The following is a 13,682-nucleotide window of genomic DNA, read 5'->3' as shown; positions in this document are numbered from 1 at the left end:
TCATACGTTAATTCAAGGAAGTCTTAACAATTTGTTGGCACAATTACCTTGGTGATTTTCATAACATTGTACCAAATTAACAACCGACTATGATTCAGATTAAAGATTTACACAAATCTTATCACATGGGTAGTAATTCACTTCATGTGCTTAAGGGAATCAATTTTAATGTCAAGGAAGGTGAGCTGGTTTCCATCATGGGCTCATCGGGTTCAGGAAAATCAACATTACTTAATATTTTAGGTATGTTAGATGAAGCAGATAGTGGAAGCTATATTCTTGATGGAGTACCGATCAAAAATCTAAATGAAAAAATTGCCGCTAGATACAGAAATAAATTCCTAGGTTTCATTTTTCAGTCATTTAATCTTATCAATTATAAAACTGCCTTAGATAACGTAGCCATGCCCTTGTATTATCAGGGTTTGAAGCGTAAAGAACGAATTGAAAAGGCGGAGTATTATTTAGAGAAAGTGGGATTGGCAGATTGGTCCCACCATTTACCTAGCGAACTATCGGGTGGTCAGAAACAACGGGTTGCGGTTGCTAGAGCACTTGCAAGTGACCCCAAGGTATTGTTAGCGGATGAGCCGACAGGAGCATTAGATTCTGTTACCTCACATGAAGTTATGGATTTAATTCAAGGGATTAATGATGAAGGAAAAACTATTCTTATTGTCACTCACGAAAATGATATTGCACAAATGACAAAGCGAATTGTTCAGCTTAAGGATGGTGTAATCATTGATGATAGTCCAGTCAAACAAATAAGAGCTAAGGAACATGTTTAATATAGAGCGTTGGCAAGAAATATTTGAGACCCTAAGAAAGAATAAACTTAGAACTATCCTTACTGGAGTATCTGTAGCGTCAGGAATATTTATTTTGGTGGTTTTGCTAGGGTTCAGTTCAGGAATCCAGAATGGTGTAACGGAACAATTTTCAGACGATGCTACGAATGAAATAAGTGTTAGAACTAGAAGTACTACAAAAAGCTATAAAGGACTAAATCCAAACCGAAGAATTCAGCTTAAAAACGAAGACTTTGAAACCATAAGTTCTACTTATGACGATTATTTAGAATATCGTTCTGCCAACTATTCAATCTGGAGTGGGCAAATTGTCTATAAAAATGAAACTGGTAATTTCAGTGTTCAGGGAATTCTTCCAGATTTTCAATACATAGAAAACGCCAATATTGTAGATGGAAGATTTATAAATCAAGCCGACCAGAACGAGGCAAGAAAAGTGATTGTCATCGGAACGAAGGTAAAAAGCGAAATGTTCAAGGGTAAAAATCCTATTGACGAAATGGTTTCTATTTTCGGAATTAATTTCAAGGTTGTGGGTGTATATTCAGATCCTGGAGGAGAACGTGAGGAAGACAATGTGTACATCCCTATTTCAGCGGCTCAAGTCGCATTCAATGGAGGTGATAGAATACGCAATATGGAGTTTACAGTTCCAATGCAAAAAAGTTTAGCTAAATCTGTTGAAGTATCTAATCTGCTTTTAGAAAATATAGAAAGAGATTTAAAGCAAAAGTATATTATTGCTCCAGATGATACGGCTGCTATTCGCGTAAGTAACACACTTGAAGAAGCTCAAAAAATATATTCTCTTATTGATATTATAAAAGCGGTGTTCTGGTTTGTTGGAATAGGAACCATTATCGCAGGAGTTGTTGGGGTAGGTAATATCATGATAATTATCGTTAAGGAACGTACAAAAGAAATCGGCATACGCAAAGCTCTAGGTGCAGTTCCATTATCTATAGTAGGAATGATTCTTCAAGAAGCGATCTTCGTAACCATGTTTTCAGGTTTATTCGGACTAATTTTAGGCCTGGGATTATTAGAGCTAGTAGGACCAACAATTGATAATGACTACATAAAATATCCTCAAGTAGATTTTAACACAGCACTTTACACAGTATTTTTACTGGTTGGAGCAGGAAGCTTTGCAGGATTTGTACCAGCATACAGGGCAGCTAAAATAAAACCAATAATAGCATTAAGGGACGAATAGGATGTTTAATAAAGATCGTTGGGACGAAATATTAGAAGCATTAACTGCAAATAAGTTCAGAACACTACTAACGGCATTTGGTGTGTTTTGGGGTATAACTATTTTGGTTTTATTGTTGGCTTTAACCAATGGTCTTAAAAATGGTGTTATCGCAAGTTTTGACAATTTTGCGGCCAATTCCATGTTTACCTGGACCCAAAGGGTTTCAATCCCATATAAGGGTTTGCCTAAAGGAAGACGATTTAATTATAAGTTAGATGATGTCAAGGCGCTCAAATCTGAGTTCCCTGAATTAAAATATGTATCGCCTCGAAATTCACTAGGTGGCTATCGTGGCGCTAACAATGTCACTAGAGGCACAAAGATTGGAGCTTTTCAAATTTATGGAGATTATCCGGAATTTATTGAACAACTTCCAATGGATATTCTTCAAGGGCGTTTTATAAGTCATTCAGACATTAATGCAAAACGCAAGATTTGTGTTATTGGAGTTGATGTTGTTGCTTCTTTATACGATAAGGGAGAAGATGCTATAGGGACCTACATTAAAATAAATGGTGTCAATTTTATGGTGGTTGGCGTTTTTAAGAATGTAAACAGCCAAGGCGATAGCGAGGAAGAGGCTAATACCATATTTATTCCATTTTCAACTTTTAATCAAGCCTTTAACTACGGAGATCGCGTTGGATGGATGGCCATCACAGCCTATGATGAATATGGTATTACTGGCTTAAAAGAAAGAATTTTTAATGTGTTAAAAGGAAGACATACGATTCACCCGAACGATAATAGAGCGTTTGGTCATAGAGATATTTCTGAAGATTTTGCAAAGGTAACTGGACTCTTCTCTATTCTCACCTTGGTAGGATACTTTGTAGGAGCGTTAATACTATTGTCCGGTATTATTGGCATCAGCAACATCATGCTAATTGTTGTTAAAGAAAGAACCAAAGAAATTGGCGTTAGAAGAGCTTTGGGTGCTACGCCATGGAATATAAGATTACAAATTTTACAAGAAAGCTTGATTCTTACCATACTTTCAGGAATGACTGGTGTGGCTTTTGCAGGCGGTGTTATTTGGTTAATGAATTATTCATTAGACCAAAGTGGACCTGTTGAGAATTTTGCGAATCCAAGTGTAGGAATGTCAGTTATTTTTACTGCACTTACCATATTAATAGTATCAGGATTATTAGCAGGAATGATTCCAGCTAACAGTGCAACTAGAATGAAACCAGTAGATGCACTCAGAATTGAATAACTTCAAAAATTAAATAATTACACCGTAATGAAACGAACAACCACAGTAATTTTATTAATAGTCATTGTTGCTGCATTTGCAACGGCACTAATTTATTTATGGCAAAAAAATCAGGAGGATCCTATTGTCTACGCAACGGAAACACCTTCTCAGCAAACTATTGTTGTAAAAACAATGGCAACAGGAAGCATTGTACCAAAGGAAGAGGTGTTAATTAAACCAAATATTTCTGGTGTAGTAGAAGAGGTTTTTATTGAGGCGGGCGAATTTGTCCAACAAGGTGATTTAATAGCGCAGATTAGAGTAATACCAAATGTTTCTAATTTAACAAGTGCTAAAAATAATATAGCTTCTAATAGAACAGCTTTAGAAACGGCAGAAATAAATTTTAAAACCCAAAAGGCTGTCTACGATCGTCAAAAAGAATTATTTGATAAGGGTGTAATTGCGGCAAATGAGTTTGATCAGGTAAATAACACTTATTTACAGGCTAAACAACAAGTAGAGCAGGCTAGAATTAACCTTCAACAGTCAAGACAAAATTATGATATCATTAAAACTGGTACCACATCAGGTCTTGGGAATATTGCGCAAACCCAGGTAAGAGCAACGGTTGCAGGAATGGTTTTAGATGTACCAATAAAAGAAGGAAACCAAGTCATTGAGGCAAATAACTTTAACGAAGGTACCTCAATAGCTTCTTTGGCGGATATTAAAAAAATGATATTTGAAGGGAAAATTGATGAAAGCGAAGTAGGGAAAATTAAAGAGGGACTTCCTTTAGAAATCACTGTTGGAGCTATTGAAAATACAAAATTTGATGCGGTTTTAGATTACATCGCACCGAAAGGAATTGCTGAAAATGGAGCTATTCAATTTTCGATTAAAGGGTCATTAAAGAATTTGGACTCTACATTTATTAGGGCAGGCCTAAGTGCAAACGCTTCGATCATTCTAGATAAGGCAGATAAAGTATTGGCTATAAGAGAGGCATTGGTGCAATATGATAGGAAAACTCAAAAACCGTTTGTTGAAGTGGCTGTAGGAGACCAAGAATTTGAGAGAAGAGAGATTGAGTTAGGGATTAGCGATGGAATTTATGTAGAGGTTAAAAATGGGATTTCAAAATCAGATAATATTAAAATCTGGAATCAAATTCAAGGTATGCCAGCACTCGGCAGTAGAAATTAATTAGTTTTTTTGTAACACAACAAGATTTATCTAGACATATTAGACATCATGAAAAAATCAATCATTATAACAGTTTTATTTTTTGGTTTAATCGCACAAGCACAAGTTAAAAAATGGACGCTTTTAGAGTGTGTTGAATATGCACTCGAGAATAATATTTCCATTCAACAATCTGAGCTAGATGTAGATCTTGCAGATATTGATAAAAATCAGGCATTTGCGAATTTTTTACCAAACTTAAACTCAAACGCCTCATACAACATAAATACTGGTGCTAACATTAACCCGGCGACCAACCAGTTTGAGAATACGACCTTTAGATCTGCAAATGGTGGCGTGAGTTCGGGTGTAAATTTATCCTCCGGTTTTTCCAACTGGAAAACGCTACAAAGAGCCAAAATCAATAAAATAGCATCAGAGTATCGTCTAGATAAAATGAAGGACGATATTTCATTATTTGTAGCTAATTCATTTTTACAAATTTTAGCAAATCGCGAGCAACTAAAAGTATTAAGAGCTCAGAATGTGGTTACTAAAGAAAATTTAAAGAATACCCAAGATTTAGTTGATGCAGGAGTATTACCACAGGGTGATTTGTTAGAACTTATGGCAACTGATGCAACTCAAGCACAACAAATTATTGCTGCAGAAAACAACTTATTTATTTCAAAATTTGGTCTAGCACAAACCTTGCAATTACGAGATTACGAAAATTTTGATATCGTTGATGACGAATATGGTTTAGTCTCTGCAGAAATTTTAAATAGACAGGCATCCGAAATTGCTGATAAAGCAAAGGAAGAAATCAATGATGTTAAAATTGCACAGACAGACTTTGAATTGGCAGCAAAAGATTTGCAGATAGCACGTGCAGATTATTTTCCAACAATTCGTGGTTTTGTTGGTTATAATACGAGATGGGCGAGTACACAAACCAATCCATTTACGGGAGAGAATATTCCATTTATTGATCAGTTGTATTTATTTGATGGAACTTCTGTTGGATTTCAACTTAATGTCCCAATTTTTAACGGATTCAGTGTAAGAAACAATGTGCAACGTCGAAAGGTTTCTGTTGAACGATTTAAATATCAGCTAGAGCAGGCTGAGCTGGATTTGGAAAATACAGTGTACCAAGCTTATAATGACGCCAAAAATTCAAAGAAAACCTATGAGGCGGCACTTAAAACTGAGGAAGCACGAAGATTAGCTTTTGAATATGCAAAAGAGCGTTACGATGTAGGGCTTTCAAATGCATTTGACTTTAATCAATCTAGGACTGCGTATGAAAATGCGCAATCCGACGTGGTAAGAACAAAATATGATTATATCTTTAGACTTAAAATCCTAGAATTTTATTTTGGACTGCCAATAACTGACTTAAATTAATATAAAATGAGTAAAACAGTAAAGATAATCGTTGGTATTGTCGTACTGCTCCTAATCCTTTTAGTGGCAGGAAAATCAATGGGATGGTTTGGTAAAAAAGGAAATTTCAAACAAGTTACTGTAAAAGAGGTTGCGTTAAAAGATATTATTGAAACGGTTTCCGCAACCGGAAAAATTCAACCAGAGGTAGAAGTTAATATCTCATCTGAAGTTTCAGGCGAGATTTTAGAGTTGCCATTCAAGGAAGGCCAACAAGTAAAAAAGGGGGATTTGCTAGTAAGAGTCAATCCAGATTTAATTCAATCTGCGGTAAATAGGGCTCAAGCAACCTATCAAAATGTAAGAGCAAATCTTGAGCAGGCTGAAGCTACACTTAAACAGGCAAAGGCAGATTATGAAAGAAGCGAAGCGTTATTTAATAAAGGCGTAATTTCTAAAGCCGATTGGGACCAAGCTATTGCGACTTATGAGACTGCTGTGGCTGGTAAAAGCTCTGCATTTTATAGTGTACGAAGTGCCGCGGCTTCCGTAAATGAGGCGAGAGATAATTTAACGCGGACCACGATTTACTCACCTATGAATGGAACAATTTCCTTACTAAACGTGGAGGAAGGTGAGCGTGTGGTTGGTACACAGCAAATGGCAGGTACAGAGATTCTAAGGGTAGCTAACCTTAACAATATGGAAGTTGAAGTAGATGTAAATGAAAATGATATTGTTAAAGTAAATATTGGGGATTCTACAATAGTTGAGGTAGATGCTTATTTAAAGAAAGAATTTAAAGGTATTGTAACTGAGATAGCAAACTCTGCCGCAGGAAATCTCGCTGCAGACCAAGTGACAAATTTCAAAGTAAAAGTTAGAATATTGGAGGAATCCTATGAGGATTTAACTGAAGGCAAACCCGAAAGTTATTCACCTTTCAGACCGGGAATGACAGCAACCGTAGATATTATTACTAATGTTAGAAAAAATGCAATTGCGGTACCTATCAGCGCAATTGTTATTAAGACCGATACAAGTTCTACAAAAAGGCCTTATGAAAAAATGAATGCAGCTGGTGATGACGAACCACAGGAAGAACAAAAATTTGAGTGTGTGTTTGTAAATGATAATGGCAAGGCCAAACTTCAAGTAGTAGAAACGGGAATTCAAGACGACTCTTCAATTGAAATAGTTGCAGGACTAAAGGAAAATGATAAAATTATCACTGGTCCTTACAATATGGTTTCTAAAACCTTGAAACCCGGCGATTTAATAGAAGAAAAGAATAAAAGTACTGAAGAAGCCACAGAAGAAGAGTCCGAGTAAGAGTCTCGATTAAGATATATGGCATTATTGCTAAATATAGAAACAGCTACAACAAACTGTTCAGTCTCTCTATCCAAAGATGGGGAGACTTTAGTTTTAAAAGAAGATAATAGTCTAAGTTATTCTCATGCGGAGGCCTTACATATTTTTATAGGTGAGGTGTTTAAAAGTACATCTATAGAACCAGAAGCAATAGACGGAGTTGCCGTAAGCAGAGGCCCAGGATCCTATACAGGCTTGCGTATTGGTGTTTCTTCTGCCAAAGGACTTAGTTATGCGTTAGATAAACCGCTTATAGCAGTAGATACCTTAAAAAGTTTGGCCAGTCAATTAGAAATTGAAACAGGTTTTATTATACCTATGCTAGATGCACGAAGATTAGAAGTATATGCTTCCGTATTTGATGCCCAATTAAATCAAATTAGAGAAATAAAGGCTGAGGTTTTGGATAATGACAGCTATAAATACTATTTAGATAAGGCAAAAGTATACTTCATTGGTAGTGGTGTTGAAAAAACAAAGTCCTTAATAGAACACCCAAATGCAGTTTTTGTAGAAAATAAGTTCCCATCTGCCAATGAGATGTCTGCACTTGCTGAAATTAAGTATCAAAAAAGCGACACCGAAGATGTCGCTTATTTTGAACCATATTATCTTAAAGATTTTATTGCAATAAAAAAATCTTAACCTTGTTTATGAATTTCTACTTGATGTGGGTATGGAATTTCAATTCCGGCTTTATCCAATGCTATCTTCACGTTTTCCGTAACATCGAAATAAACGTCCCAATAATCTTCTGTTTTACACCAAGGCCTAACAGCAAAATTTACAGAACTATCGGCTAGCTCCATAACTGTAACTGCGGGCTTAGGATCTTTAAGTACTTTGGAATGTGAGGTGAGAACATTCATCAAAACATCTTTTGTTTCTTTAATGTCTGAGTCATAACTAACCCCATAAACTAAATCCACGCGTCGTGTGCCTTCTGATGTATAGTTTATAATATTGCCATTAGATAGCGCTCCATTTGGTATAATTATTTCTTTATTAGACAATCCTATTAATTTGGTAGTAAATATTTCTATTTCCTTAACCGCACCAATTTCGCCTTGAGCTTCAATTAAATCTCCTATTTTGAAAGGTTTAAAAATCATGATTAAAACTCCTCCAGCAAAATTACCAAGTGACCCTTGCAATGCTAGGCCAATGGCTAAACCAGCTGCAGCAATTATCGCGGCAAAGGATGTGGTTTCAACACCCATTGTTCCTAGCACGACAATGATGAGTACAATTTTGAGAGTCCAGTTAGAAAGGTTTACCAAGAACTTTTTTAGGCTTTCATCATAATTCGCCTTGTTCATCCCCTTTTTTAGGGCTTTAAGAATGATTTTAATTATCCAGCTACCTACGATCCATATAACTATGGCACCTAATAGCTTTGGTCCAAATTCAATAATTAAATCAAAACCTTTATCAATCCATTTTTGTGTTTCCATCTGTGGTAATTAGTTTTTAATTAAAAAAAGACTCGGTAAATTCCGAGCCTTCTGTGTTAGTGTTACTTTACTTCGAAGGTTAGCTTAACATTTACTCTGAATTCTGTAACATCGTCACCTTTAACAATGGCACTTTGATCTTGAACATAAACAGATCTAATATTTTTTACAGTCTTTGCAGCTTCTTTTACTGCTTTCTTTGTTGCGTCTTCCCAACTTTTTTCTGAGTTGGATAATACTTCGATTACTTTTAATACTGCCATAATGATTTTATTTTAGTTGTTAATTATTTCTTTATAAGACACAAGACTTTTGTAAGAGTCACCTAATTTAACCGTTAATTGCATCAACTGTAATTGCATGGTCATTAAGCATTTCCTTAAGCATATTCTCGATACCATTCTTTAAAGTGAAAGTAGATGATGGGCAACCACTACAAGCGCCTTGAAGTAACACTTGCACTTTCTTGGTTTTTTCATCATAAGACCTAAACTCTATATTGCCACCATCACTTGCAACAGCAGGTTTTACATATTCTTCTAAAATGTTTACAATGTTTTTAGAAGTGTCGTCAAGTGCTTCAAATTTACGCTCAATAGCTTCTTCTGTTTTTTCTAATTTTTGAGGAGCATCGTCATTTAAAATGGTCTTACCTTGTTCAACATAAGACTTAATAAATTCCCGGACCTGCAAAGTAATTTCTTCCCACTCGACGATATCAAATTTGGTGATTGAAACATAATTCTTATCAATGAAAACGTTTTTAACAAATGGGAACTGAAATAATTCAGTTGCAAAAGGAGAGGGTTTAGCCTCCTCTATAGAAGAGAATTCATATAAATTGGGGACTAAGACTTTGTTACAGACAAATTTTAAAACACTAGGATTTGGTGTACTCTCTGCATAAACTGTAACGGCTGCTTTGGGTTTTGAAGCATCTTCTGTTACAACAACACCATCGTTTGAAAGATAATCTTCTAGTTGTTTGGCTACTTCATCTTGAACATCTTTCCAGTCTACAATATTAAAGCGCTCAATTGCGACAAAGTTAGTAGCTATATAAACCTTTTTTACAAAAGGCAGATAGAAGAGTTGTTGGGCTAGAGGAGAGTTTTTAGCCTCGTCAATGTTATTAAACTCAAAGCTATTATGATTAGTTAAGAATCTATCAGCTTCAAACTTAAGTATTGCATCGTTTGAAGTTGTGTGAATGGATATTGTTGTTTTAGGCATATTTTTTATTTGCAAATTTATGAAATTCAAAGCGTAAACGTTAATCCCAAAGATGTTGTTTTACGACTATTTTCTTAAGTCAATTCAAATTATTTGTTTAAATTCCCTGTCCAATAAAAAAATCTGTTGCTTTTGTATATTGCATGTTTGAGGTGCAGTTTTTATTGGGTATTTGAATTAGTTTCTTGTTGAAATTAATTAAAGAACCAAAGCTAATCAATGAAAAAGTTAATTGTTGCCATTGCCATTTTCTCTGCATTGGTCACTACTGCTCAAGATTTAAATATGCAAAACGGCACATTTAATAGATGTGCTCCAGATAAATTCTATGATTCTGGCGGAGAATTTGCGTTTTATGGCAATAACGAAAACATTGTCACAACGATTTGTCCTCAAAATGCAGGTGAATTTATAATACTCGATTTTTTATCATTTGTTACGCAGTTAGGACTAAATCCTGATGTTCTTAATATATACGATGGGGATGATATTACAGCTCCTTTACTAGGCTCATTCCAGGGCGTAGAAGATCCTTTCACAGTAAGTGCTTCAGACACGAATGTCTCCGGGTGTTTAACTCTAGAATTTATTTCAGATGGTGCAGGTTCTACGGATGGCTGGGAAGCAGATATTTTGTGCGCAACACCCTGTCAGGATATTGTAGCATCAATAGACAGCACTACACCAGTGGCAAATGCTACTGGCGTAATAAGTATATTGCCAGGTGATACGGTAGACTTTTCAGGTAGCGCAACATTTTCTTTGGATGGCACCAATGCTACTTATAATTGGGATTTTGGTGATGGAAATAATGCAACTGGGGCAGATGTCTCACACACATTTACTACCGCTGGCACTTATACGGTCACCTTTACTGCTACAGATGATAATCCCCAAGGATGTACAGGTACAGAAACAATAACAGTTTTTGTTCTTGGCCAAAATGTAGTGGTTGATCAAGATACTTTTACACCACTCCAATTAATTGAAGATATCTTAATTGATAGTCCTTGTGCATCAGTTTCAAATATTACATGGTCTACAGGTATATCCTTTAGCGCCTTTGAACCCAATGGTATAGGTTATTTTGTAAGTGATGGCGTAAATTTTCCTTTTGAAGAAGGATTATTGTTGACTTCTGGAAATGCTTCGGAAGCACGTGGTCCAAACAATAACGCCATGAGTGCAGGTACAGCGAATTGGCCAGGGGATGCTGATTTAGACGCTGTAGTAGGAACAGTTACAACAAATGCTACTTTCATTCAATTTGACTTTGTACCACTAGCTGACAACATTAGTTTTGAATTTTTAATGGCTTCTGAGGAGTATGATATGGGGGGTTTTGAGTGTACCTACTCAGATGCTTTTGCATTCTTATTAACGGATTCATTGGGTAATACTACCAATCTCGCTGTTATCCCGGGAACAAATGTGCCTATAGCAGTTACAAATATTCACCCATTCAATGCTAATTGTCCAACAGCGGTTATTTATCCAGAGTTTTTTGGAGAATACACTGGTAACAATCAACCGCCCATATCTTTTGATGGTAGGACTGATGTTTTTACGGCGCAATCTGTCGTTACACCAGGCGAAACCTATACAATAAAATTAGTAATTGGTGACGATGGTAACGGCTTCAATGATACTGCACTAGATTCAGGAGTATTTATAAAGGCTGGAAGTTTTGATCTTGGTGGTGATTTAGGCGAAGATATAACAATTGCAGCTGGTACAGCAAGATGTGGTGGTATAGCTGTAGATTTAGATACAGGAGTTTCTACTGCAACTCATACATGGTATTTTGAGGGTGAAGAGATTGATGGAGAAACAGGTTCTATTTTATCTGTGACCGAAACTGGAAACTATTCCGTTGATATTATTTTTTCTGGTGTCTGTCAGACCTCAGATTCAATAGTTGTAGAGTTTATACCGAGTCCTGAAGCCAGTCCGGCAGTAGACCTACTGTTGTGCGATTCAACAGGTTCTGCAGAGTTTAATTTGTCATTAAATGACGATAATATTTTAGGCGAATTAGATCCCACAGAATTTGTAGTCTCTTACCATTTAACAGAAGATGATGCAGAGAATAATTTAAATCCGTTACCAACAAATTATACTAATATTTCAAATCCACAGACTATTTATGCGCGCTTGGCAGATGTAACTCAGGCCTGCCCTGATGTGGTGTCGTTTAATATTTCAACTTCAGACCAACCCACAATTAATGCTGTGGCAGATCTAGAATTATGTGATGATAATTCTAATGATGGTATCGCAGAATTTGATCTTAACCTTCAAACTGCAGATATTTTGGGAGTGCAGAATCCAACAGATTTTGAAGTTTCGTATTACACAAGTTTTGCTGATGCAAATAATAATTTAAATGCACTACCATTAAACTATCAAAATATTGCTAATCCTCAACCAATATATGTAAGGGTGCAAAGTCTATTAGATGGTAATTGTTTCAATGCATCGCCAGACCCAGTGTTTAACCTTCTTGTAAATCAACAAGCCATTGCAAATACACCAGAAGATTTACAGTTATGTGACGATACTTCTAATGACGGATTCGAAACTTTTGAGCTTGATTCCACAATACCTGAAATACTTGGTCCTCAAGACGTAGCTGTTTTTAATGTGTCATTTCATATTACTCAGGACGATGCAGACAATAATGTAGGGGCTATAACTGGTAGTTTCACCAATACACAAGCTAATACTCAAACGATATATGTTAGAATTGAGGATCCAATGCATCCTTCGTGTTATGATACAACATCATTTAATATAATCGTTAATCCATTACCAGAAATTATAGCTGTTGCACCATTACAAGCATGTGATGATGATACTGATGGATTTGTAGATTTTCCACTGTCAATAAAAACACCAGAAATCTTGACTGGTCAAACAGGAATTAATGTAACATTTCATGAAACCTTGGCTGGAGCAGAGACAAATACAGATGAAATCTTTGATGGTTTTGTAAATACTATTGCAGACAATCAAACTATTTATGTCAGACTCGAAAATTCAATAACCGGATGTTATAATACTAATACTTTAGATTTGGAGGTAATTGAAAATCCAATTGCAAATCCATTAATGCCGTTAGAAGCGTGTGATGATGATACGGATGGATTAACTAGTTTTGATTTAAGTTTAAGAAGTAATGATGTTCTGGCAGGTCAAACCGGTATGCTAGTAAGCTACCATTCTACTGATATAGAAGCTGTAACAGGTGATAATCCGTTGCCATTTAACTACGCAAATACAACACCAAATACTCAGTTAATCTTTGTCCGTGTTGAAGATGCTAGCACGGGATGTTATGATTTTACCACATTACAATTAGTTGTTAATCCAATACCAGAATTAATAGCTGTAACACCTTTCGAACTTTGTGATTACGATAATCCAGGTGATCAACAAGAAGTATTTGACCTAACGTTGAAGGATTCAGAAATAATAAATGGTCAAACTAATGTTGTAGTTAGTTATTTTGAAAATCAGGTAGATGCTGTTACAAACACCAATGAAATTACAACCCCATATACTAATAATGCAAACCCACAAACAATTATTGCTGTTTTAACTAATACATTAACAGGTTGTTCAACGAGTGTTGATTTTAATTTGGAAGTAATAGCGTTACCCGCCATTGTAACACCGACGCCGTTGGAGGTCTGCGACGACGACGTTCCCGACGGGGTCACGTCAATCGACCTCGGCCTTAAGGACTCTGAGATCACCGGGGGCAATCCCGG

At 36.0% G+C, this 13,682-nt stretch carries 11 protein-coding genes; 8 read left to right on the top strand and 3 right to left on the bottom strand.

Features of this window, described 5'->3' with window-relative positions; all coding sequences use genetic code 11:
• Positions 1-89 precede the first annotated feature (89 nt).
• Genes LBU54_RS00055 through tsaB form a run of 7 tightly spaced genes read left to right on the top strand, consistent with a single transcriptional unit; the run spans position 90 to position 7,867 of the window.
• Positions 90-791, top strand: a complete 702-nt coding sequence (locus tag LBU54_RS00055) for an ABC transporter ATP-binding protein (protein ID WP_224523584.1) — start codon at positions 90-92, stop codon at positions 789-791.
• Entirely contained in the window at positions 784-2,028 is a 1,245-nt protein-coding gene (locus tag LBU54_RS00050; protein WP_224523582.1) for an ABC transporter permease, read from the top strand. Before LBU54_RS00055 ends, LBU54_RS00050 begins: the two co-directional genes overlap by 8 nt.
• 1 nt (position 2,029) lies before the next feature.
• Positions 2,030-3,289, top strand: a complete 1,260-nt coding sequence (locus tag LBU54_RS00045) for an ABC transporter permease (protein ID WP_224523578.1) — start codon at positions 2,030-2,032, stop codon at positions 3,287-3,289.
• A 27-nt stretch (positions 3,290-3,316) separates the two neighbouring features.
• Positions 3,317-4,480: an efflux RND transporter periplasmic adaptor subunit gene (locus tag LBU54_RS00040; protein WP_224523576.1), complete on the top strand. Its 1,164-nt coding sequence runs from the start codon at positions 3,317-3,319 to the stop codon at positions 4,478-4,480.
• 48 nt (positions 4,481-4,528) lie between these two features.
• The gene (locus tag LBU54_RS00035; protein ID WP_224523574.1) at positions 4,529-5,869 is read left to right on the top strand and encodes a TolC family protein; all 1,341 of its coding nucleotides are present in this window, start codon (positions 4,529-4,531) and stop codon (positions 5,867-5,869) included.
• Positions 5,870-5,875: 6 nt separating this feature from the next.
• Positions 5,876-7,180, top strand: a complete 1,305-nt coding sequence (locus tag LBU54_RS00030; RefSeq protein WP_224523570.1) for an efflux RND transporter periplasmic adaptor subunit — start codon at positions 5,876-5,878, stop codon at positions 7,178-7,180.
• Between the two features lie 18 nt (positions 7,181-7,198).
• On the top strand, positions 7,199-7,867 hold the full coding sequence (tsaB, locus tag LBU54_RS00025; protein WP_224523567.1) for a tRNA (adenosine(37)-N6)-threonylcarbamoyltransferase complex dimerization subunit type 1 TsaB: 669 nt from the start codon (positions 7,199-7,201) through the stop codon (positions 7,865-7,867).
• Here tsaB and LBU54_RS00020 read toward each other — a convergent pair.
• The 3 genes from LBU54_RS00020 to LBU54_RS00010 all read right to left on the bottom strand — a co-directional run bounded on the left by LBU54_RS00020 (position 7,864) and on the right by LBU54_RS00010 (position 9,909).
• Positions 7,864-8,676 carry a mechanosensitive ion channel family protein gene (locus LBU54_RS00020; protein WP_224523565.1) on the bottom strand — a complete coding sequence of 271 codons (813 nt, stop codon included), beginning with the start codon at positions 8,674-8,676 and terminating at the stop codon, positions 7,864-7,866. The two genes, tsaB and LBU54_RS00020, sit on opposite strands and share 4 nt — an antisense overlap.
• 62 nt (positions 8,677-8,738) lie before the next feature.
• Positions 8,739-8,939 carry a dodecin family protein gene (locus LBU54_RS00015; protein WP_224523561.1) on the bottom strand — a complete coding sequence of 67 codons (201 nt, stop codon included), beginning with the start codon at positions 8,937-8,939 and terminating at the stop codon, positions 8,739-8,741.
• Between the two features lie 67 nt (positions 8,940-9,006).
• Entirely contained in the window at positions 9,007-9,909 is a 903-nt protein-coding gene (locus tag LBU54_RS00010) for a NifU family protein (RefSeq protein WP_224523558.1), read from the bottom strand.
• 219 nt (positions 9,910-10,128) lie between these two features.
• On the opposite strand from LBU54_RS00010, the gene LBU54_RS00005 reads away from it, so the two are divergent.
• Positions 10,129-13,682: choice-of-anchor L domain-containing protein (locus LBU54_RS00005; protein ID WP_224523555.1), on the top strand; the 3,554-nt coding region annotated here is incomplete at its 3' end.

Source organism: Winogradskyella alexanderae, assembly GCF_020166335.1.
Taxonomy (GTDB): Bacteria; Bacteroidota; Bacteroidia; order Flavobacteriales; family Flavobacteriaceae; genus Winogradskyella; species Winogradskyella alexanderae.
This window is presented reverse-complemented; position numbering and strand designations above follow the sequence as displayed.

Coding starts and splice junctions, on each gene's coding strand:
- LBU54_RS00010 (WP_224523558.1), bottom strand. CDS start 9,909: ATGCCTAAAACAACAATATCCATTCACACAACTTCAAACGATGCAATA.
- LBU54_RS00055 (WP_224523584.1), top strand. CDS start 90: ATGATTCAGATTAAAGATTTACACAAATCTTATCACATGGGTAGTAAT.
- LBU54_RS00030 (WP_224523570.1), top strand. CDS start 5,876: ATGAGTAAAACAGTAAAGATAATCGTTGGTATTGTCGTACTGCTCCTA.
- tsaB (WP_224523567.1), top strand. CDS start 7,199: ATGGCATTATTGCTAAATATAGAAACAGCTACAACAAACTGTTCAGTC.
- LBU54_RS00040 (WP_224523576.1), top strand. CDS start 3,317: ATGAAACGAACAACCACAGTAATTTTATTAATAGTCATTGTTGCTGCA.
- LBU54_RS00015 (WP_224523561.1), bottom strand. CDS start 8,939: ATGGCAGTATTAAAAGTAATCGAAGTATTATCCAACTCAGAAAAAAGT.
- LBU54_RS00050 (WP_224523582.1), top strand. CDS start 784: ATGTTTAATATAGAGCGTTGGCAAGAAATATTTGAGACCCTAAGAAAG.
- LBU54_RS00020 (WP_224523565.1), bottom strand. CDS start 8,676: ATGGAAACACAAAAATGGATTGATAAAGGTTTTGATTTAATTATTGAA.
- LBU54_RS00035 (WP_224523574.1), top strand. CDS start 4,529: ATGAAAAAATCAATCATTATAACAGTTTTATTTTTTGGTTTAATCGCA.
- LBU54_RS00045 (WP_224523578.1), top strand. CDS start 2,030: ATGTTTAATAAAGATCGTTGGGACGAAATATTAGAAGCATTAACTGCA.